This is a genomic window from Vibrio sp. 03-59-1, assembly GCF_013114135.1.
Lineage (GTDB): Bacteria > Pseudomonadota > Gammaproteobacteria > Enterobacterales > Vibrionaceae > Vibrio > Vibrio cortegadensis.
Window position 1 is genome coordinate 1 of the sequence record NZ_VTYA01000007.1, and the last position, 22,188, is coordinate 22,188.

At 41.8% G+C, this 22,188-nt stretch carries 14 protein-coding genes and 1 pseudogene; 12 read left to right on the forward strand and 3 right to left on the reverse strand.

Going from position 1 to position 22,188, the window contains the following annotated elements:
• Positions 1–100 precede the first annotated feature (100 nt).
• The 9 genes and pseudogenes from F0249_RS08560 to F0249_RS08600 all read left to right on the forward strand — a co-directional run.
• A pseudogene (locus F0249_RS08560) lies at positions 101–364 on the forward strand (restriction endonuclease); the annotation flags it as partial.
• Between the two features lie 99 nt (positions 365–463).
• Complete coding sequence (hsdR, locus tag F0249_RS08565; protein ID WP_171756403.1) at positions 464–3,979, forward strand: type I restriction-modification system endonuclease; 3,516 nt, start codon at positions 464–466, stop codon at positions 3,977–3,979.
• A gap of 464 nt (positions 3,980–4,443) precedes the next feature.
• Positions 4,444–6,054 carry an N-6 DNA methylase gene (locus F0249_RS08570; protein ID WP_171756404.1) on the forward strand — a complete coding sequence of 537 codons (1,611 nt, stop codon included), beginning with the start codon at positions 4,444–4,446 and terminating at the stop codon, positions 6,052–6,054.
• Positions 6,051–7,661, forward strand: a complete 1,611-nt coding sequence (locus F0249_RS08575) for a restriction endonuclease subunit S (RefSeq protein ID WP_171756405.1) — start codon at positions 6,051–6,053, stop codon at positions 7,659–7,661. The genes F0249_RS08570 and F0249_RS08575 overlap by 4 nt, the downstream gene beginning before the upstream one ends.
• A complete protein-coding gene (locus tag F0249_RS08580; protein WP_171756406.1) occupies positions 7,661–9,244 on the forward strand; it encodes an ATP-binding protein in 1,584 nt (527 codons plus the stop codon). The genes F0249_RS08575 and F0249_RS08580 overlap by 1 nt, the downstream gene beginning before the upstream one ends.
• A complete protein-coding gene (locus tag F0249_RS08585; RefSeq protein WP_171756407.1) occupies positions 9,231–10,094 on the forward strand; it encodes a hypothetical protein in 864 nt (287 codons plus the stop codon). Before F0249_RS08580 ends, F0249_RS08585 begins: the two co-directional genes overlap by 14 nt.
• 43 nt (positions 10,095–10,137) lie before the next feature.
• Positions 10,138–10,887, forward strand: a complete 750-nt coding sequence (locus F0249_RS08590) for an HNH endonuclease (protein WP_171756408.1) — start codon at positions 10,138–10,140, stop codon at positions 10,885–10,887.
• A gap of 190 nt (positions 10,888–11,077) precedes the next feature.
• Positions 11,078–12,490: a hypothetical protein gene (locus F0249_RS08595; protein WP_171756409.1), complete on the forward strand. Its 1,413-nt coding sequence runs from the start codon at positions 11,078–11,080 to the stop codon at positions 12,488–12,490.
• A gap of 440 nt (positions 12,491–12,930) precedes the next feature.
• Positions 12,931–16,089 carry a DUF748 domain-containing protein gene (locus F0249_RS08600; protein WP_171756410.1) on the forward strand — a complete coding sequence of 1,053 codons (3,159 nt, stop codon included), beginning with the start codon at positions 12,931–12,933 and terminating at the stop codon, positions 16,087–16,089.
• Positions 16,090–16,149: 60 nt separating this feature from the next.
• Here the strand turns inward: F0249_RS08600 and F0249_RS08605 are convergent, their stop codons facing one another.
• The 3 genes from F0249_RS08605 to F0249_RS08615 form a co-directional block, all read right to left on the reverse strand.
• Positions 16,150–17,070 (reverse strand): 1-aminocyclopropane-1-carboxylate deaminase/D-cysteine desulfhydrase, encoded by a 921-nt coding sequence (locus F0249_RS08605; RefSeq protein WP_171756411.1) that lies wholly within the window; start codon positions 17,068–17,070, stop codon positions 16,150–16,152.
• Between the two features lie 126 nt (positions 17,071–17,196).
• Complete coding sequence (locus F0249_RS08610; protein WP_171756412.1) at positions 17,197–18,489, reverse strand: histidine kinase dimerization/phospho-acceptor domain-containing protein; 1,293 nt, start codon at positions 18,487–18,489, stop codon at positions 17,197–17,199.
• Positions 18,482–19,162: a response regulator transcription factor gene (locus F0249_RS08615; RefSeq protein WP_171756413.1), complete on the reverse strand. Its 681-nt coding sequence runs from the start codon at positions 19,160–19,162 to the stop codon at positions 18,482–18,484. Before F0249_RS08615 ends, F0249_RS08610 begins: the two co-directional genes overlap by 8 nt.
• Positions 19,163–19,291: 129 nt before the next feature.
• On the opposite strand from F0249_RS08615, the gene F0249_RS08620 reads away from it, so the two are divergent.
• Genes F0249_RS08620 through F0249_RS08630 form a run of 3 tightly spaced genes read left to right on the forward strand, consistent with a single transcriptional unit; the run spans position 19,292 to position 22,111 of the window.
• Entirely contained in the window at positions 19,292–20,290 is a 999-nt protein-coding gene (locus tag F0249_RS08620; RefSeq protein ID WP_171756414.1) for a glycosyltransferase family 2 protein, read from the forward strand.
• Positions 20,287–21,732 carry a glycosyltransferase family 39 protein gene (locus F0249_RS08625; protein WP_171756415.1) on the forward strand — a complete coding sequence of 482 codons (1,446 nt, stop codon included), beginning with the start codon at positions 20,287–20,289 and terminating at the stop codon, positions 21,730–21,732. Before F0249_RS08620 ends, F0249_RS08625 begins: the two co-directional genes overlap by 4 nt.
• Complete coding sequence (locus F0249_RS08630) at positions 21,713–22,111, forward strand: GtrA family protein (RefSeq protein ID WP_171756416.1); 399 nt, start codon at positions 21,713–21,715, stop codon at positions 22,109–22,111. The genes F0249_RS08625 and F0249_RS08630 overlap by 20 nt, the downstream gene beginning before the upstream one ends.
• The last annotated feature ends 77 nt before the right edge of the window (positions 22,112–22,188 follow it).

Here is a 22,188-nt window from a genome sequence, read left to right on the forward strand (position 1 = left end):
GCTAGTCTCCAAATTTAGCTGTTTGACACACTAATTATGGCTCTGGCTTTAAGCTAACCCACGAAATTGGAGGCTAGCACCTCGTGGGGGTCATTATGTCTATGCTGACGGTAACAATGTTGGCGCAGGTGAAATCCGAGACTTCTTTGGAGCACTTAATCTGAAGAAAGCACAAAAAGGTATTTTCATCACCACATCAGAGTTTACCTCATCAGCAACTCAGACAGCGAAAGACCTAGGTATGCGCATAGTGCTAATCAACGGTAAAGAGTTAGCAAAATTGATGCTTCGCTACAACATTGGTAGCCGGGACGAGCAAGTGTTTTATATCAAACGAATCGATGAAGAGTTTTTTGAAGGTTAAATAAGTACTGACTTGATGTCAGTTTCAAATTAGTATCTATCATTAACAGTTTTCTTTGTAGTTGTTTGATAGTTATCAATAAATGCACGTGGAGCAGTGATGTCTAAGTCTAAAGTTGGTGAGAATGGAATTCAAAGTAATTTTTATTTTTTAGAGTTACATGACCCCATCTTCCTGCAACTAGCACAAAGTGCTGAACGCGCTTTCTCTAGCGATCCCAATACCACATTGGTTAAGCTGCGCCAGTTTGCCGAAGCAATCGCACAAGACCTAGCGATGCGCTGTAGCATTGAATTTGACGAAAAAACTAATCAAGCAGATCTCCTCTTTCGAATTAACCGTGAACTACGTCTTGAGCCACAAATTATCAGCCTGTTCCATGGGCTGCGTAAAGCGGGTAACCAAGCAGTACATCAGTTTAAAACCGAGCATAAACCGGCATTGTCTGGTCTTCGTGTCGCTCGTGATATTGCTATCTGGTACCACCGAGCCTTTGGCAGGCAAGGCGTCAATTTCAAAGTGGGTGAGTTTGTTATCCCTCAAGACCCTAGTAAGCAATTAACTGAGCTACAAACTCAAATACAACAGCTTAAAAGCCAATTGCTCGAAAATAATGAACAACTAGAATCTAATCAGCAGCTCACTTCTCTGCTTGAACAAGAAAAAGAAGAATTCGCGGTACTTGCTGAACAGATGGATGTAGAGGCGAGAGAGCTGGCTGTTCAGGCAAAATCGCATGAGCAGGCACTAGCGAAACAAAAAGCTGAATTTGACAACAAGCTTACAAAGCTTCAAAAGCAGTTAGCCGAGCAAACAGAGGAAACACTCAAAGCGATTAAAGCGCAGCGTAAAGATGTAAATAAGCGCACTAATACTGCCAGTAGTCGCTTTACTCTTAATGAAGAGCTTACTCGCATCCTCATCGATCAACAGCTTATCGATGCTGGCTGGGAAGCTGATTCAGAAGTTTTAGATTATCGAAAAGGGGTAAGACCAGAAAAAGGTAAAAACCTCGCAATAGCTGAATGGCCAACTAAACATCAAGGAAAAAGTGGCCGTGCTGATTATGTACTGTTTTGTGGTTTAACTCCTATCGCCGTGGTTGAAGCTAAGCAAGAAAACATCAATGTTGCAGGCAAAGTCTCTCAAGCAGAGCGTTACTCCAAAGGTTATAAGCTCAACTCACCTCAAAAAGGTGCATGGGACTTAGAGAACCGAACCATAGCTTGGGCTGATGAGGAAGAGGGGCATTACCACATTCCTTTTGTCTACTCTTGCAATGGGCGATCTTTCAATAAACAGCTAGCTGAGCTTTCTGGAACTTGGTTCCGCGATACCCGTAAAGCAAGCAATGCTAAAAGACCGCTACAGCAATTTCACTCCCCTGACGGTCTTATCGATAAATTAAAGCGCAGTAGAGATGAAGCAGAAAAGTTGCTTCAGCAAGAGGGTTTCGATTACTTAGGCTTGCGTGATTATCAGCAAAAAGCGATTGTGGCGGTAGAATCTGCCCTCGAGGAAGATAAAACTCAATGCCTATTGGCGATGGCAACTGGTACCGGTAAAACCCGAACCATTATCGGCTTGATGTACCGCTTTCTTAAGGCCGAACGCTTTAAACGTATTTTGTTTTTAGTCGATAGAACCGCGTTAGGCAATCAAGCCTGCGACTCCTTCGATGAAGCAAAGCTAGAACAGAACAAAACGTTATCCTCTATCTACAATATTGCCGAATTAGGTGATATGAGCAGCGAAGCAGAAACCCGCATCCAAGTTGCCACTGTACAAGCGATGGTGAAGCGGATCTTTATGTCTGATACGCCACCAGCACTTGATCAGTTTGATTGCATTATTGTCGATGAGGCGCATAGGGGCTATGCACTCGATCAGCAGATGACAGAAGGAGAACTTGCTCACCGTGATGCGAACCAGTACCTCTCAAGCTATCGCCGTGTACTCGATTACTTTGATGCAGTTCGTATAGGCCTTACGGCTACTCCTGCCAAACACACCAGCGAGATTTTCGGTAAGCCGGTCTATACCTATACTTACCGTGAAGCGGTAGCGGAAGATTGGCTTATCGATCATGAACCGCCGATTCGCTATGAAACGCTACTGAGCAAAAATGGCATTAAGTTTGAGAAAGGCGCAACCGTCTCCGCGATTAATACTCAAACCGGAGAGGTTGAATCAGCCGACTTAGCCGATGAGCTTAAATTTGATGTTGAATCTTTTAATCGCCGCGTTATAACCAAAGGGTTTAATGACGTTATCTGCGACCAGCTTGTTAATGAACTTGACCCGTTTGGCGATGAAAAAACACTCATATTCTGCACCACAGATCTGCATGCGGATATGGTTAAAACCGCGCTAGATAGTGCTTTTAACAAGATATATGGTTGCGATTATAATCAGGCTGCCGTTGCAAAAATTACCGGAAAAAGCGATAAGGTCGATCAGCTGATTCGCCAATATAAAAATGAGCGCTACCCCAATATTGCCGTGACAGTCGATCTACTTACTACTGGTATCGATGTTCCTAAAATCTGCCACCTAGTGTTCTTACGTCGTGTAAAGTCGCGCATTCTGTACGAGCAGATGATGGGCCGTGCGACACGTCGCTGTGACGAAATAGGTAAGACGGTCTTCAAAATCTATGATCCGGTTGATCTCTACATTGCACTTGAAGCTGTTAACACCATGAAACCGATTGTCAAAGATCCGAATATCACCTTAGAGCAGCTGGTGGATGAGATCAGCGATGATGCCTACTTAGAGCAAGCTGGTACAAGCCACGCTAATGATGTGTTGAATCAGTTGACGCAAAAAGTCATGCGAGTAATGCGCAAAGCCGTTAAAAAAGCGGAGAACAAACCAGCGCTAAGAACCAAGTTAGATCAACTTGAGGGAATATGGGGCGTTGCACCTGACAAACTCCATCAGCATCTTCATCAAATAGGGCCAAAACAAGCTGCGCAATTTTTCAAGCAACATCAAGGCCTAATTAGTCAGCTGGCGGAAGTACGTTTTCTCGCAGGAAGCGACAAAATGCCGGTGATCTATGAAGGTAAAGATGAATTTCTCGGTCGTGAGCAAACCTATGGCGTCCACGAAAAACCAGCGGATTACTTAGATAGCTTCAATCAGTTTATCAGACAAAATATCAACCAATCGGCGGCATTATCGGTTGTCGTCAATCGCCCTAAGGATCTCACTCGCGAGCAACTCAAAGAAGTGAAGCTATTGCTCGATGAAGCCGGTTACAACGAAGCCCATCTGAAAAGCGCATGGCGCAAAAATACCAACCAAGGTATCGCCGCTAGTATTATCGGTTATATCAGGCAAGCCGCCATCAATGAGGCATTAGTGCCGTTTGAGCAACGCGTTACTAATGCTATGCAACGCATCTACAGTGAACATAATTGGAACCCTAATCAGCGCAAATGGTTAGAACGTCTGGCTAAACAGTTGGTCCATGAGGCGGTGATCGATAAGTCTTTCGTTAACCACCGCTTTGCCGATCAGGGTGGCGCGAAACGCTTTAACAGTGTGCTTGATGACCAGCTCGATACAATACTTGATGAGCTGAATGAGTACCTTTGGCAAGCGGGTTAGTGAGTAATTATAGGGCTTTTTATCGCAGTTCTACTGCTATGCAGAGTGGTTGATGGTTTTCTAAGCAAAAACACCGTAATACGTTTAGAAAACCAAATTACAATACATCGGCCAATGCGTATAATCGAGCATCTACCTGAGCTAGAACGACGTTGAGATTCGAGCTGTTTAGCGGCATCTTTAGTTACCTATACGGCAAACATTAATTTGGTTGTGCAAGATTTCGGCATCAGCCGCATTACGGTAATCAAGTAACTAAGTAACCAACCTAGAAGTTAGAACGATGGTTACATATGGCTTTCTCACGAAAGTAAAAGTAGACCGTAGAATGACGACATTAACCAGTCACGGTTTGCATTATTTGCAGTAAATGAACGTTTACCCGCTTCGTTGTGAATGAATTCAGATAAGAGTTAAAACGACGAGCGGCTATCGAAACATAGTTAAGTAATTGAGAATATAAAATGAGCACTTCAAGTAAATTAAACAATAGCTACATCGTCCAAAAGCTGTGGAATCTCTGTGATGTATTGCGCGACGATGGCATTAACTATTCCGATTACGTTACCGAGCTCGTCTTGCTGCTGTTCATTAAGATGGTGCATGAGAACACCGAGGCAGGGCTACTCAACAAGCATACCTTGCCAGAAGGCTGCCGCTGGAGTGACTTAAGCGACAAAGATGGCATCAATTTATTGAATGACTATAAAAATATCTTGATGGCACTATCTACAGGTAAGCGTCGTGAAATAGACCCTGAAGACCCAGAAAAGACCATCGAGAAAATAATTGTTACAGATCCACTTATTTTGGCTATCTATGCTGATGCTCAAACGCGCCTGCGTGAGCCTCGCCACTTAAAGCAGCTGATAAAGTCACTCGATTCTATTGACTGGTTCAGTGCGCAAAAAGATGGCTTGGGTGACTTGTATGAAGGCTTGCTAGAGAAGAACGCCAACGAGACTAAATCAGGCGCAGGTCAGTACTTCACTCCTCGTGCGCTGATCGACTCGATGGTGCGAGTGATTAACCCACAGGCTGGTGAAGTGATTCAAGATCCCGCAGCAGGAACCGCAGGTTTCTTGATAGCGGCCGACCGTTATATTAAAGGCCAAACAGATGAGCTGTTTGATTTAACCGGGAAACAACAAGCATTCCAAAAAAATCACGCCTTTGTTGGTGTTGAGTTGGTACCATCTACTCGTCGTTTAGCGTTAATGAACTGTTTACTACACGGTATGGAAGGGGACGACGAAGGTGTCGTGCACCTAGGTAACTCTCTCGGTGAAGTGGGGACCGCTCTACCCAAGTCCGATATTATCCTCGCTAATCCACCTTTTGGTACTAGCAAAGGCGGCGATGCGTCAATCACGCGCAAAGACCTAACTTATCCCACGACTAATAAGCAGTTGGCATTCTTACAGCATATCTACCGAAACTTAAAAGCGGGTGGCCGCGCGGCGGTAGTGTTGCCTGACAACGTCTTATTTGAAACAGGTCGTGGTACCGAGATCCGTACGGATCTGATGAATAAGTGCAACCTGCACACTATTTTGCGTTTACCTACCGGTATCTTTTATGCCGCGGGCGTGAAGACCAACGTGCTGTTCTTCACTAAAGGCTCAGCCAAAGATAAGAACCAAGAAGAAAACTGCACCATCAACACTTGGGTCTATGACCTACGTACTAATATGCCCAACTTTGGCAAGCGCACCCCGTTTGGTGAGCAACATCTAAAGCCATTTGAAGCTGTTTATAACCTGCCACTTACAGAGCGTAAGGAAGGGGAGTGGTCATTCAATGCAGAAGAGGTTGAAGCAGAAAAGTCAGCGGTAAACCAAGGTGTTGACGATAACCTAACTTGTAGTCGTTGGCGCTGTTTCTCTCGTGAATATATCCGTGACAGCAAAGGTGACTCGCTAGATATTAGCTGGCTGAAAGATGCCAACAGCGTCGATGCCACAACATTAGGCACCCCTGAGGAACTCGCAGGTGAAGCCATGACGGAACTGAAGGGCGCATTAGCGGATCTTGAAGCTCTGGCTGCGTCATTAGCGGGTGGGGTGAAAGGATGAGTCAAGTGATTCCTGATGGGTGGGTAAAAACTTCTTTATCTGAAGTTGTTACCGTCAATCCAAAACACAAAGATTTAGAGGATCAAGTGGCGGGTTTTGTGCCTATGGCACTTGCACCTACGGATTTCAATGGCACTTTGAATTACGAAGAACGACAGTGGGATAAAATTAAAAAAGGCTACACTCACTTCGCAACTGGTGATGTGATTTTTGCCAAGGTAACCCCTTGCTTTGAAAACGGAAAAGCAGCAATCGTTAAAGAGCTGCCTAATGATATCGGTGCAGGTAGTACCGAATTTTATGTTTTGCGCCCTGCAATCAAAGATATCTCCGTTAATTATATTTTTGCTGTAATCAAGAGTTATGATTTTTTGCAAACTGGTGCTGAAAACATGACTGGTGCAGTAGGTCTACGAAGGGTTCCTAAGAAGTTCGTCGAAGATTATAAAATTAACCTCCCGCCACTAGCTGAGCAAAAAATCATTGCAGACAAGTTGGATGAGCTATTGGCGCAAGTAGAAAGCACTAAAGCTCGCCTTGATGCCATTCCTGCTATCTTAAAATCTTTCCGCCAATCCGTCCTATCCGCCGCAGTTAGTGGCAAATTGACAGAAGAGTTAACTTCACAATCTAAAAAGTTATCAGATGTAGCAAGCTTTCAAAATGGCTTTGCTTTTAAAAGTGGCTGGTTTACAAAACTTGATAAATGGCAAGTAATTAAATTGGGTAATATTAGAGATGGTCACTTATTTATAGAAAACTCGCCTGCTTATGTTTCGGATGATATTGCGAATGACTTTTTGAAATTCTCTCCTAAAAAAGGAGATACACTGATTAGCATGACAGGTACTAGGTTTAAAAAAGACTATGGTTTTGGCTGTTTAGTTGGCGATGAAGAAGATATTTTAATTAATCAGCGTGTAGGAAGATTGGTCCCTACACGTACAGAGATTGATCCTGCGTTTCTAAATATATTTATTAGGTCTAATTTATTTCGTGACCAGTTTTTTGAAGGTGAAACAGGTGGTGTAAATCAAGGTAATGTTGGTTCCAAACATATAATGTCAGTACGCATTGAAGTACCAAAGCTTTCACAACAAACCGAGATTGTCCGTCGAGTCGAAGAACTGTTCACCTTTGCCGATAAAGTCGGAGTACAGGTAAACCTTGCGCAAGACCGTGTTAATAACCTCACCCAGTCGATACTTGCCAAAGTCTTCAGAGGAGAACTGACTGCTGACTGGCGCGCCGCTAATCCTGAATTGATAACCGGTGAAAACAGCGCCGAAGCTCTGCTTAAGCGCATTAAAGCCGAACGTGAAGCCCTTGCGTTAGCAAGCAAAGCCGCAAAGAAAAAGCCTTCCAATAAGATCAGAGCTAAGAAAGTAGTAACTAAAGAAAGTCATAGCGCCACCATTAATAGAAACCTGAGTCCTGTTCAATCTCTCATTGCTGATGGCGTTGCACATAACCCTCAGGATATTTTCAACAAGCTAACACCTGATTTATCGCTGACTGAAGTTTTTAATGAGATAAGTGAACTAATTCGTGATAATAAGATTGAAGAAAAAACAGTTGATGGAATAACAGGGTTTTTCATTAAATAATGAAACTACAATACTTAAAAATAAATTCAGAGTTTAAAAACCTTAAAGGTGTTGGGATACGGTTTTCAGATGATGAGAACCGTACAGTCATCATAGGTCAAAATGGCACTGGGAAGTCAAATATCATTGAGGCTATTGTACAAATATTTAAGTATTTAGATACAGGCAATCTCCCACCATTTTCCTACGAGATGAAGTATAAAATTGGTGAAGCTAGTTTAGAAACCTGGCTGGATATCAATGTAGATACATCGAGAGAATCGGTCTATGAGATAAAGGTTCAAGAACATTCACCTGGGAATATCTCTGAGTGGCAAGATGTCGATATTGCCATAGTAAAGCGCGATAAAGCTGGCCTATCGCATTTTCTACCTCGAAATATCTTTGCTTATTATTCGGGGCCAAGTGATCGGTTAGAGTCACTATTTTTTGACTCAAGAAGAGACTTTTATCTTCAAGTCATTAAAGTGGGGGCTAATATTCGAGACAACATTAGGCCTTTCTTTTATGCCAAACCCTTCCACAGTCAGTTTTCGTTATTATCATTTTTTGTCGCGCGTGGTGTACCACACGCAACGAAATTTTTGAAACAAGAGTTATCAATAGCCAGCTTTGAATCAGCCACATTCTACTTAACAAAGCCTGCTAGTTGGGGGAGTCATGATGCTAGTGATTTCTGGGGAGCGACAGGGGCTATACGGGATTTTTTGGAGCTAGTAAAAAAGTACTCTATTGGGCCTATTGAAACACAGGAACCTCAACCGGATTTACTGTCAAAAAGGGTAAAAAAGAAGCAAGTAGTGAGCTTTTTCCTACCTAGCAAATCCAAGCTAGATGAGCTTTCCAAAAATATGCGTCCCGAGGATCTGTTCAAAATCCTCGAAGCGACCTACCTATCTGGAGTTCTGGACAGAGTCGAAATACAAGTAAAGCAAACCAAATCTAATCAAAATGTAGTTTTTAGCGAGCTAAGTGAAGGTGAGCAACAACTACTCACTATCTTTGGGCTACTTCAGTTTACGGCAAAACGAGATGCATTATTTTTACTCGATGAACCTGATACTCACTTGAACCCCTATTGGGCAGCAAAATACCATAGATTTTTAGAGTTATTCGTTCCAGAGGGGTTTGGTAGTCATATTATTATGACCACTCACCAACCTCTCGCTATTGCAGAGTTAAATAGAGAACAGATTCAGGTTGTATCAAGAAATGATGCCAGCCAAAAAATTTCCGTCGACACCCCTAAAAAAAGCCCCAAAGGCATGAGTGTAAATGGTATTTTAACCAGCGATATGTTCGGCCTTTTAACAACATTGGATAACGGTACTCAAGACCTCATTCGAGAAAGAAGGAACTTAGTTGCAGAAGATAGCAACCCTGAACGATTAGAGGAGCTCAACACTCAACTTGAGCAACTTGGATATGGTTATATTCATCCTGATGAAGACTATCGCCAGTTTTTAATTGCTCGAAGTAAATACCTAGAATACGGTAAAGAAGTAGCATCAGTTGAAGCTCGAAAGCAGATGATTAAGAACATTCTCAAAGACATGAGGATCTCTTCGAATGAGGCACATTGATAAATCTAAATTTGCAAAATGTAAAACGAAGACCTGGGACAAAAAATCAAAACAGTGGTCCGATAGAGTCAAAGGTGCAGCTGAACCGAGTGCAGAAATAAAGGCTATAGGTAATAAATGGAGCTCCTTAAAAAGAACCTTTGTAGCAGAATTTGGAGCAAAGTGCTGGTATACAGAATCACCTCAGATAGGGACTGACTTCGATATTGATCACTATTGGCCAAAAGGTAGGGTCAAAGATGCTGCTGGCGTAATTGTAAAACAAGGTGAGCAGCAACACCCTGGATATTGGTGGAAAGCATACGATATAAATAATTATCGCTATGCATGTATTTTTGCAAACCGAGCAAGAGATGAAGGAGGCAAAGTTGATTACTTCCCTATCAATGATGAATCAATGCGTTGCTGGGATATCGATGCTCCTTGTGATTACATTCATCACTTAATTCTTGACCCATGCTGTTTAGATGATGTGAAGCTTTTATCGTTTGAGGTTGAAACGGGGCAAACTTCATCGGCTGTAACCTATGAAGAAAACCCTATCGGTTTTGAAAAGGTTAGACTCTCTAAGACCTTATTGAACCTGGATCATGAAACAATCACACCTCACCGATTGCAAGCAATTAAAGATGTTCAATCTAGTATTATGCTTCTTAAATTAACATTCGGTCTTAATGATGCCGATTTAAATGATGAATACCGCCATGGTATAGCTGAGGCAAAGGAAAGGTTAAAAAACCTTTGTAACCGTAAAAGCTCTTTTAGTGCAGCTGCAATTCAACATCTTTTACCAAATAAAAATGCCCCATATTTAGCAGATTTAATCGGTGAGTTAGACCTTACGCCATAGATATTTTGTCATCCGTAATTTTCTCGAAATTAAAAGGACTTTAATGATGAACAAAGAGACTACATCAGCTCAACTGCAGAAAGCCTATGACCTAGGTTGTTTGTTTGCTTTACAAAAGGTGTCGCTAAATGAAGCCTTAGAGCAGCTGGTTGGCTCATTGGATATGAATCAAACTTCTGCGACTAATTACATGCGCATCTTTGAAGCACTCCGTGAAGGAAGAGTATACAAGCGTGCGATGAGTGCCTTGTCCTATGAAATCTTTTTATCTCGCTTTTATGAAGACCTTTCTTTATCTGAATTTGAACAGATCATACAGTCCGTTGAACTGCACCTTGAATACCGACTAACTGAATCAAATGTTAAGAATCATAATGTTAGAGCGTTGGTGGACTCATATAGAGCCAAACTAGCACAACAAGCAGTGAGTCATGTTTACCCTGATGAAGTCTCTGGCCCATCTTTAGAATTCACGGAAGGTGCGGTAAAGCAAGTTACCATCAATGCTTATGAACGTAACCCTAAAGCCAGAGCAGCTTGCATAGCAAAGTATGGTGCCACCTGCCAAGTCTGTGACCTTAACTTTGAAAATAAATACGGTGTGATAGGCAAGGGCTTTATCCATGTCCATCATAAAGTCGAGCTAGCGACGATTGGCGAAAGCTACCAAGTCGACCCGATCAACGACTTAATCCCAGTTTGTCCTAATTGTCATGCGATGCTTCATACAGACAAGCCAGCGATGGACATTGAAAAGTTAAAGCAAATTTTATCCACAGTTAATGTCATTTGAAAAAAGGTAGGTTAGTAGCCGTAAAGCATGTAGATACGGGATTGGTTTTTTCCTATCTGCTACGCTTTTATGCCATGTGAGTGATGGTTGTTTAAAAATAATATCAGGGCTATCGACATTGCCTATATATGGTATTGTATAAAAGTTAGCCACTATCTGTAGTAGTGCCTGGTGACGGAGAATCTCATACATGGCCAAATCACTTTCAGAGTTACTAGATGTATCTTCCGAACAGTTAGAGTGCTTCGGAGCTTTTGACCCAATTATTGATCTGGATACCAGGTTATTTATCGACCCACACTTGCTAAAACACTGTGATATACCAGAGTTTGTAGCAAGTTATGAGAAATTTTCTGAACACTTTAAAAAGATAGTCAAAATATTGCATGCAAGCGATTCTGAAGGTGATGTCTTTTGGAAAAAGGCAGATGAAATGCTCGCTGGGAATGAAGTAAAAGGTCTGTGTATAGGATACTCATCGAAAGGAACATCTGGATCTGGTATCGGCCCTCAGTTACGTAAGCGCCTGCTAACTACTGCCAAGAAGATTATTGCTAAAGGTAAAGACGATCCTGAACTATTTGAGTTGGTGGGAATGTTTGAAGGGGACTTTGGACCCGACCGAATCAGTGATATGACCGCAAATATCATTCGAGATGAACTTGTTTCATTTACCAAGCGGATAATTGGTGATCTTCCTGTTGGGCCTAATTGCGAAATTGAATACTGCAAACAGACTGGATTGCCATCTAACCCATACACAAGTGATGTCATCTTGCTTGTTCCTAAATCCATACTGCGTGATTTACCAGTTGCGCTAGATTGGGACAATCTGGATGTTGTAGCGAAACATAACCAAGAGCTTAGAAATAAAGTAAACGGAATTATTGGTAACTCTTGGCGAGAAGCAATGAAGACCGTTAGTAAAGAGAAGCTTAAGAAGATGATCATAGATTATCCAGAGTTACTGGATGACTTGATAGCTCAGTACATTGCTAAGCCTGCTTTGAAGTATGATTTTTCTGAAGATCCAGCAGGAGAATACGTTTGGTATCGAGCAACACGTGAACTGGTGAAGAAAAACCCACTGGAGTTGGTGATAAGTGATAGCCCAACAATTCACGAAGTTGAAGAGCTGGTTGTTGTAATATGCAATAGATTTAAGGCTCTCATCGAAGATAACGGACTGAGCAGACTCCTGTATAACAGTGATAGATCCCTGAAGCATGAAAGTGCAGCACAGCTAATCTTCTATGGTATAGCTGAATCATACTGTGTTGCTAACAACATAATGATTGCTCGTGAGTGCGATTCAGGAAGAGGCCCGATTGACTTCAAGTTCGGAACGAATCGAGAAAATAGCGTTTTAGTTGAGCTGAAGAAATCCACTAATACTTCTGGGCTGAAAAAAGGTCTACTAAAACAGTTACCAGAATATATAAAAGCAGAAAAAAGCAAGCGAGCAATTTATTTGGTTCTTGATGTTGGTTACACCAAAGCTGCTATCAGCAATCTTAAAGATATAAATAGACGTATTGATGGTTCCAATGTACAAATTATCCATGTGGATGGTTCGATAAAACCTAGTGCGAGTAAAATGTAATTGATATGAAATATTATTCGTATTTGCATTGAATTTTTGTGTGATATATCTCGCAAAAATGAAATGTATGACAGAGTGTATACTCCCGAAAGTCGACTTGATATAACTCTTTATTTTTCAATTATATAGGTTGAATGTACGACTCCCTCACTCACCGCCACATTTTTGAAGAAAGACGTCTTAGGGCGTCTTTTTTTATGCCGGTAAGGAAATGCAAACCTGTCTCCAGTAACACCTCTTATACTCATCCGCTTGGTATTATCATAGCGAGCTGCTGATAGCATGCTGTGTGAGATCTGATGAAAGCATACCTAAGTCAGAGTATTAGGCTTAAATACTGGCTGAGCAAACTGATATCAGATATTGTTACTACTGATTGGCAAGAGTCTATCTTCATAAAAATAAACAAGAATCTGGATACCAGGGCAAGGAATCACGGTATGAAAAGTGTCTTTAGTGCGGCTATTAAACGTTTTAAGTTGGCTCACCGTTCAATTCGAATCGGTACTTATATTGTGGCGGCCTATGCTTCTTATGCACTGTTAATAGGTTTAGCTTTACCTGCTGCCATAGAGTCTCAATTACCAAAACAGCTTCACCAATTTATCGGGCGTGATGTTAGCGTTCAAGACATTAAAGTGAATCCTTTTCTACTGAGGATTGAAGTTAATGACTTCATGATCGTAGAGAGTGATGGAATCAATCGCTTTGTTCATTTTAAGCAGTTAAAAACACAGTTTAATTTTTGGCAAAGTATTATCACCTTAACGCCGACATTAGAGTATTTTTCTCTAATAGAGCCTCAAGTTCAACTGACGAGATTAAGCCAAAGTAGCGCGTCGACAAGGTTTAACTTTACAGACATTATTGAGCATATTGCGGCTTTACCTCAAAAGACCCCCTCTGAAATCCAGCAGGAAGAATCAAATCAGACTGTTGAAAACGTGTTTCCCTTTAAAGCGCTGAGAATCAACTTATCGAATGCTGCCATCGACATTCACGATAGACAAACAGGCGTAACGCTTGGCTATCACGACATTAACTTTGAGCTAAACGAACTTGATACTCAGGCCCAAGTCTTTGATGCTTCGCAGAAGAGTGCAGCTGCAACGCCTCTATCGACAAACCAATTTGTTCTAGAACTGTCTGGAAGCGATAAGAGTCGTATTGAATTTAACGGGCAGTTTCAACTTCAGCCGCTACTCGCAAAAGGCGACATCGGGGTATCTTCGATCCAGTTACCACCCTTATGGCCGCTAAGTGAAAATATCATCAGCGCTAATTTGAGTCGTGGTGCCATTAACTTCAACTCACATTTCTCTGTGAGTGAATTGCAAGAACAAATCAATATTCAGCTTAATCAAGGGCGATTTTCTATCGATGATTTAGCGTTTGAGTATGATGGTAAGCCCAAAGTGAAATTGGATGAACTGGCACTTGATGGTATTAAAATAAGTACTGCCGATAAACAGGTAGATCTTCAAAAATTATCGGTTACAGGTTTATGGGGGGATGCAGCATTAAATAGTAAGGGGGTAGACTTACCTCGTTATTTCACTCCAACTAACCGAGAGCAAAAACAGGTGGATGTCATTACGTCTGAACCTTCAGAAAGTGATACTTCTCAAGATGCGGCATGGCGAGTGCATCTGGAAAAATTTGCACTTATACAAGCAGATTTGAACCTCGAAGATCGTTTTGTGAGTGACAATATGCACTGGCGAATCTTTCCATTAGATTTTGAAACGGGTGCGTTAAATAGTGATTTAACCGATCCTATTCATTATAAACTTGACTTAGCAATAGGCTCAGAGTTTAACAAAGCGCCGACCAAAGCTCGTGGTCAATACAGCGTGGAAGGCTTGGCAGACTTAATGAATGAAGACTTTGTGGCGCAAATGAAACTTGTATCGCTGGATCTGACACAGTTTCAACGTTACATCGCTCCGCATCTCAACCTTATTGTGGATAACGGTACGCTCAGTACACAAGGCTCCTTGAGTGCCAACAGTAAAGGTAAAGCTATTTTTCAAGGGCAAAGCTCAATAGATAACTTAGTCATAAAAGATGTGCTTGAAAAAGAACCTCTGCTTAAGTGGGAGAGTATGTCGCTGGAAGCGTTGCATTTTGACCAGCAGAAAAAACGGTTGAAAATCGATACTATTTTATTCAACAAACCGTATGCTAAAGTTCTTGTAACGAAAGATCGATTGACTAATATTGGTCAAATAACGAAAAAACAAGAGAGCGTAGAAGCAGAAAGTAAGAAAACAGAAGCTCAAAAAACAGAAGGAAAAAAAGCGTCCTCAGTAACGTCCTCAGTAACGTCCTCTCAATCGGATGAACCACAGGTTGTAGCCTCTACTTCTAAGGAAAAACAAGGTAGTGATAAAAATACCTTGTCGCTTGATATTGATAAAATTGCGTTTATAAATGGCTCTGCCTTTTTTGCTGATTACTCATTGGTTCCGAACTTCGCTTCAGGAATTGAAATGCTAGAAGGCAGTATTCAGCATATTTCATCCAATCCTCAAACTCGTGCGAAAGTGGATATCAAAGGCAAAATTGATAAATACGCACCGGTCACCATCCTTGGAGAAGTAAACCCTCTAGCACAGCCTCCTTATCTAGATTTGGATTTCAAATTAGAGAGTGCTGAATTGACATCGGTGAGTCCATATTCTGGGCTTTATGCGGGGTATTACATTGATAAAGGTCAGTTATCTATAGATATCAATTACCGTCTAGAAAACAATATCTTGGAAGGCGAAAATAACGTTGTTGTGGATCAATTGACGCTAGGTAAACGTAGTGAATCTGATCTTGCGACGAGTCTACCTGTCACGCTTGCGATTGGGTTGTTGAAAGATACGGATGGCGTTATTGATCTTGGTTTTGGAGTCTCTGGTGATGTCAATAGCCCTGACTTTAGCTTCGGCGGTGCAATTTTAACCGTCTTGGAAAACCTGATCACGAAAGCGGTTACCGCTCCATTTTCATTATTAGCGGATATGGTTGGCAGTGATGAAGAGCTCGATTATGTCGAATTTGAACCGGGAACTTCAGAGCTGAATGAGGCTGGTGAACAGAAAATTGTTTTACTCGCAAAAGCACTCAATGCAAGGCCGAATCTAAACCTTAGCGTTGAAGGCTCCGTCTCTATTAAAGACGATTCGGCTAAAATAGCAGAAGACGAGTTACAGCAGAAACTATTAAAGAAAAGTGGTCTTGCTAGGCTTCCTGAAGATTTAAGTGCGAGCCGTATTCCAGAGACTGGGCCGCTGAAAGAAGCACTAGAAGTGTTAGCCGTTGAAGAGTTAAAAATAGATCTTGCTCAAGAGCGTCTAACTTTACAGGAAAAAGTCGCAGAGCCAGAACAAATATCTAAAGCGCTTTCCATTAGTTTATACAACCAACTGCTTTCGGCACAAGACGTCTCGTACCAAGAGTTAGGTGAATTGGCTCAGGAGCGAGCGAAAGCAATCAAAACGTCGCTATTGGTTAATAAAGTGCAAGCAAACCGCGTATTCATCATGGATAGCAAAACAAAACTTAAAACTGAAGAGCATAAAGCGCTGCTCACGATTGACTCAAACTAATTAGGGTCAACATTAATAGAATGCTCCTTATCCAAATAGGGAGCATTAAAGTGAGCATGGTTACTTGTCAATAGAGCTTGCGAGTTGTGGATACTTTCTTTGATAGCGCGGCAACATCGTTTCATTACCGAGTAGCCCACCTTGATGAATATACAGTAGGGTTTTCTCTGGGTTTTCTGCGCACCATCGGTCTAAGCATTGCCACATGAGAGGGTCATAGAGCAGGTCGAATTCAATGTCGGTTTGTTGCTCTAAATTTAGCCACGTTTGGTAATCTTGTTGATAGAGCTTGCCAAAGTGGTGCTTTTTATCCAGAGACAAAATTTCTGGATGATCGCTTTCACCTAATTCATCAAACTGGCTTGTCAGATAATCATTCCCACCCACACAGGCACAGGTAATCACAGGAATGTTATGTGTTTTTAAATGCTTATGAAGATAGAGTGCCGTCGTCCCCGTCCCTGAAGGTAGGGCAACCACGAAATTATGATTCGGTTCAAATCGAACCCAACCCAGTATCTCTCTTGCGAGTTGCTTCACGCCATATTCAGCGAGAGGAGATCGGCCACCTTCTTCAACATACAAACATTCTTCGGCTGGCTGTCGAATCTCTTCAATATAAGATTTTGGATGCAGATCTGGTGCGACTTCGGAAAGATCAATAATATTGGCGCCAAGTTCGAGCGCCCCACGATAATTACCTCTTGGATATGCTTTAACCGATGCTGGAATATGATCAACATAAAACTCGAAAGACCAACCCTTTATTCGAGCCAGAGCCGCTAATGAATAGAATGAATTGGCCTGCGCAGATCCATAAGATATCAGAGTGGTGACTTTAGGGTAGTCACTCTCTAGTATGTTCATGAATTTACGAGCTTTGTTTCCTGAAAAATGGGAATGGAGTTGGTCATCACGCTTAAGAAAGAAAGTGCTTTTCTGAAATTGATGTTGGGTTATAGGGCTATTGTCTAATTTCATACAACAAAATGTTTAACTAAGTTGGGCACAGTATCTAGTAGTATGGTTAAAGAGTAAACCAACAATAATTATAGAATACAATTTACCGCTATCCGCTAATGTAGATAAGCGGATAGCGATAATCAGTTATGAGTCGGCTAGGGGGATTGATTTTTGAAGTGATGGAAACGTAACGACAGCTTCGCAGCCTCCGCTCTTATGGTTGCTTAGTGAGAAAGACCAGCCATATCGTGAACATAAATCATCAACAATGAGCAAGCCTAAGCCATGTCCATCTGCGGAAGGCTTCTCAGTTAGCCCTTCACCTTGATCTTTAATGTTTAGATATTCTGACGTCATCCTTACTTCAACAACTCCTTGGTTTGTTGCTGCAATGGCATTTCGTACTAAATTGCCAATGATCATGTTCATGACCGCTGTAGTCGCTTGAATTTGAGGTGAGGATTCAATGGTGCATTCCACATTTATTTGCTTTAAAACGGCCTGTTCCGAATTTTGGTCAAGAATCGATTTGAGTTCAGATTCACTAAATTCTCGCATTGGCTCTGAATCATGGTCACGTTCATAACGCACTAGACCGAGTAAGGCGTCGACCATGGTTGACATCTGATACGCCGCATCATCGATTCTTTTGATCTGTCTTGTCTGAAATTCATTATTATCACCACGGCTCAATAGTTTATTTGAGCCTCTAACGACAGTCAGTGGTGTTCTGAGTTCATGGCTTGCGTAGCGTGCAAATGCCTGCTCCCGCTTCAAAAGAGAGTTGATTTCATGCCGATAATGGTTCATTTGATCGGCTAACAATTTAAACTCAACAGCAGCGCCATTATTGATTGAAAACGCTTGATCCACTTTGCCTTTATTGGTTTCTAGTTGTTTGGATAATGAATTAATTGGTTCGATCAGACGTTTCGAAAGTCGGTATAGTAGCGCGCCGAATAGTAACATCAAGGTTGTGACAAGCCCCATGACCACAGAGACAGAAAAAATAATTTCATCTAGTTGAAGTTCAACTTTGTCGATTTCACTCAAGAGAATTATTGGAAACTGAGTGCCATTTTTTGAAAACTCACCTACATAGACCATTCTTGAATGTGGATCGTCACCCACTTCGCCTAGAAAAAAAGTCTTATCTTGAAAGAAAGGTAAGTACTCCTTCGGAATGAGATCCCAGTCATTATAGGCATCTGTTAATATATCAATGGTGATGACCCCATCTTCACCAGCTTGATAACGAGAAATAGCTTCGTTACGATCAAGTATGATCCGTCGTTCGCCAACTCTATCTTCTGACCAATGTATTGCACTGTAAAAAATGGTGTAACTCACTCCTCCGACAACGGTCGATAGCAGTGCGAAAAATAGAGCTAACCTGCCCGTTAAACTTTTCGTGCTGGAGCGAAAGGTATTAATCACTGGCTACCTCCAAACGAAACCCTACTTTTGGCACTGTAATTAACATTGGGGAAGAAAAAGGCTTATCAAGCTGATTTCTTAATTGATAGATATGACTTCTCAGAACGTCATTGTTGGGTTCGTTTTCTTGCCAAAGTTTGTTTGCTATCTGTTCGCGAGTGACAATTTCAGGTGCTTGTTGGCACAATAACTCAAGAATTGTATAGGTTGTTGGATTTAGTGAGAGTCGTTTGGAGTCTCGGTAAGCTTGATGTGTTTTTTGATCGATAACCAGCGAACCGTAACTCATTTTGGTGCTTGCCACACTGCCACGATAGCGATTGATTAAAGCATTCATTCGAGCTTCAAGGATGTCTAAATCAAAAGGTTTTGTTAGGTAGTCATCAGCACCATGTTCAAAGCCTTTAAGCATATCTTCGCGGTTATCTAGCGCGGTTAACATCAATATTGGAGTGCAGTTGCCTTTATCTCTCAGTTGATTACAAACGGTTAACCCATCCATACGCGGTAGCATTAAATCAAGAATGATGATGTCAAAGCTTTGTTCGAGAGCCAGTTGTAAGCCTAGCTCGCCATTGTCTGCGTAATCCAGTTCCATTCCAATGCATTCGAAGTAATCAAATAAAACGCCAGCGACTTCTCGGTTATCTTCAACTAACAGTACTTTCTTCATTTTTAAAATCTACGTTTAAAGGTGCTTTCCTATGATCATGATTTGATGTGAAAAAGATGTCAACGACATATCTTCCACATTGACTAGTAGACAATGCAAACAAATCCAATTTTATAGATTGTTGCATGAATGAATACACTACATAAAAACTACTTTGACAAGCCAGTAGTACTTTCGGTTATTGTGCCTTATTTCAATGAGCAAGAGGTGTTACCTGAATGCCATTCTAGGTTGACTGCCGTTCTTGATGCTTTAGATGACCGTTGTGAAATAATTTATATCGATGATGGAAGTTCTGATAATAGTAAGGCGTTAGTGGAGAGCTTTCCTGTTTCGGGTTGCGACGTGATTAGTTTAGGGCTGAGTCGAAACTTTGGTAAAGAAGCGGCGATGTCTGCTGGATTGGAGCACTGTCGAGGGCTTGCTGTCATTCTCATTGATGCCGATCTGCAAGATCCACCAGAGCTCATCCCTTCAATGCTGGAAGAGTGGCGCAAAGGCTTTGATGTGGTCAATATGCAGCGCAGTCATCGACATGGGGAATCTTGGTTTAAACGTTTTACCGCTGCGTCATTCTACCGAGTCTTAAACTCAATGGCTCAGCTGAAAGTGCCCGAAAATGTTGGGGATTTTCGCTTACTAAGCCGTGAAGTGGTTGATCATATCAATCGTTTACCAGAGCGCAATCGCTATATGAAAGGCATTTTTTCATGGCCTGGTTTTAAACAATCTACGCTGCAATTTGAACGTGATGCTCGCTTTTGTGGTGAAACAAAATGGAATTATTTAAAGCTGTTTGGGTTAGCGATGGATGGTATTACTTCGTTCTCAATCCGCCCATTACGCATAGCGACCGTCCTTGGTGCGCTGATTGCGTGCACTGCTTTTGTATACGGTTCAATTATTGTAACGAAAACAGTCATGTATGGTGAAGCCGTAAGTGGTTACCCATCCATGATGGTTGTGATGCTTGGCCTTGGTGGGATTCAACTATTGAGTATTGGGTTACTCGGTGAGTACATAGGTCGAATATTTATTGAAACGAAAGCAAGGCCGTTGTATCTCGTTCAATCAATTTCAGAACAGCCAGCGAAACAACACACCACTTTTTTAAAGGCGATGGCATGAAACTGAACGTTGACATCAAGCGTAATCACCTCTGGATTTTACTTGGCTTTGCACTTTTACTCAGATTACTTTCATTAGCCGCTTACCCATTAATGGATACGACCGAAGCTCGTTACGGTGAAATGGCAAGGTTGATGGTCGAAACTGGCAATTGGTTGACGCCACAATTTGATTACGGGATTCCTTTTTGGGGTAAACCACCGCTGTTTACATGGATGAGTGCTTACGGCATTCAAATTTTCGGGCTGAATGAATTTGCAGTAAGAGCACCGCATTGGTTGGCAGGAGTGGCCACCATTCTTCTGATTGCTTACATGGCGAGAAGAGTGGGTGTGAGTGGGTTAGTTTCCGGTATTGTGCTTGCTACTTGTGGTATCTTCTCGATTGCGGCTGGTGCCGTTATGACGGATATGGCACTAACCTTAGCGATGACGATTGCCATGGTCGGTTTTTACTTTTGCTGGCTCGACAACAAAGCAACAAAAGCGGGATTTGCATGGGGAATAATCGGGTTTTTAGGGCTGGCCATGGGACTACTGGCGAAAGGACCCGTAGCGATCGTTATTATGGGTATTGCAGTTTTACCTTGGCTTATACTTCAACATGGTTTTCTGAATGGATTTCGTGAGCTTTGGCGTCGTTTCCCAATTGTCTTTGGTTCAGTTGCTATGCTGTGTGTGGCTTTACCTTGGTACATTTTAGCGGAACTGAAAACACCCGGTTTTATTGATTACTTCATTGTCGGGGAGCATTTTAAACGTTTCGTCGTCAGTGGATGGGAGGGCGATCTATACGGCTCTGCTCATGATGAAGTGAAAGGGATGATTTGGGTCTTCTGGCTACAAGCAGCAGCTCCTTGGTCTATTGTTCTACCGTTTTTAGCTTGGCGAAGACGAGCTATGATTAAAGAAGTCGGTAACACTCACCATGGGCTGTTTAGTTTTTTATTATGTTGGTTGATCTCTCCATTAGTACTCTTTACTGCGGCTGGAAATATTCTTCCTGCATACGTGTTACCAGGAATACCCGCTCTTGGTCTCATGATTGCTATGCTGATAAAAGAGAAAGATTTGAAGTGGTTTTCAGGGGTCGCATGTATTTTACCTGTAGTACTTATGATTGCACTATTGATGCTTAATCTCGGTAAAGCTGAGCGCAGAAGTGATCGCGTTATCTTTGAACAAATCCAAGACAGTGCGCCTGCTTTTTATGTAGGTAAACGACCATTCTCTGGCCAGTTTTATAGTCAAGGGCAGGCTAAACGGTTTACCTCGAATCAGCAGATCTTTAACTTAGATCGCTTTTACCTTATTGGAAAGATGGAGCCAGTTGAAACGCTTATTAAGGATTTATCGCTGAATTGTAGAATGGAATTTACCGCGGTATCTAAGCGTTCACTTTTTACCTGCATGAAGATTGAAAATGATACAACGACTGATTAAGTTTTCTGTAGTGGGAGGCATCGGCTTCATAGTCGATGCCTCCATCTTTGCGACGTTGAATATATTCCTTCATTGGGATCTGATGCTGATTCGAACTATAGCTTTCATTGGTGCCGCTACAACGACTTGGCTAGGAAATCGAATCTATACATTTAGTGACGTTGAAGACGCTCCTCGTTTGCAGCAATGGAAAAAATTTATTCTAGCAGCATCTATTTCTGCGGTGCCTAACTTTGTGGTGTTTAAATTGAGCCTGGAGTGGATTGGACCCGATGGATGGTATGTCTATATCGCCTTAGTGTTAGGTGTACTGGCGGGAATGATAAGTAACTTTTTATTGAGTTCTCGATGGGTGTTCAAGGCTTCAAGTTCGTGTTAGCAATTTAACTTTAAGTTATTTAATGTTACGGATACAAAAAAGCGCAGATCTCTCTGCGCTTTTTATTATTTATAGAC

Excerpts from the sequence above, each read along its gene's own strand:
- hsdR (WP_171756403.1), top strand. The coding sequence starts at position 464 with ATGTCTAAGTCTAAAGTTGGTGAGAATGGAATTCAAAGTAATTTTTAT.
- F0249_RS08570 (WP_171756404.1), top strand. The coding sequence starts at position 4,444 with ATGAGCACTTCAAGTAAATTAAACAATAGCTACATCGTCCAAAAGCTG.
- F0249_RS08575 (WP_171756405.1), top strand. The coding sequence starts at position 6,051 with ATGAGTCAAGTGATTCCTGATGGGTGGGTAAAAACTTCTTTATCTGAA.
- F0249_RS08580 (WP_171756406.1), top strand. The coding sequence starts at position 7,661 with ATGAAACTACAATACTTAAAAATAAATTCAGAGTTTAAAAACCTTAAA.
- F0249_RS08585 (WP_171756407.1), top strand. The coding sequence starts at position 9,231 with ATGAGGCACATTGATAAATCTAAATTTGCAAAATGTAAAACGAAGACC.
- F0249_RS08590 (WP_171756408.1), top strand. The coding sequence starts at position 10,138 with ATGATGAACAAAGAGACTACATCAGCTCAACTGCAGAAAGCCTATGAC.
- F0249_RS08595 (WP_171756409.1), top strand. The coding sequence starts at position 11,078 with ATGGCCAAATCACTTTCAGAGTTACTAGATGTATCTTCCGAACAGTTA.
- F0249_RS08600 (WP_171756410.1), top strand. The coding sequence starts at position 12,931 with ATGAAAAGTGTCTTTAGTGCGGCTATTAAACGTTTTAAGTTGGCTCAC.
- F0249_RS08605 (WP_171756411.1), bottom strand. The coding sequence starts at position 17,070 with ATGAAATTAGACAATAGCCCTATAACCCAACATCAATTTCAGAAAAGC.
- F0249_RS08615 (WP_171756413.1), bottom strand. The coding sequence starts at position 19,162 with ATGAAGAAAGTACTGTTAGTTGAAGATAACCGAGAAGTCGCTGGCGTT.
- F0249_RS08620 (WP_171756414.1), top strand. The coding sequence starts at position 19,292 with ATGAATACACTACATAAAAACTACTTTGACAAGCCAGTAGTACTTTCG.
- F0249_RS08625 (WP_171756415.1), top strand. The coding sequence starts at position 20,287 with ATGAAACTGAACGTTGACATCAAGCGTAATCACCTCTGGATTTTACTT.
- F0249_RS08630 (WP_171756416.1), top strand. The coding sequence starts at position 21,713 with ATGATACAACGACTGATTAAGTTTTCTGTAGTGGGAGGCATCGGCTTC.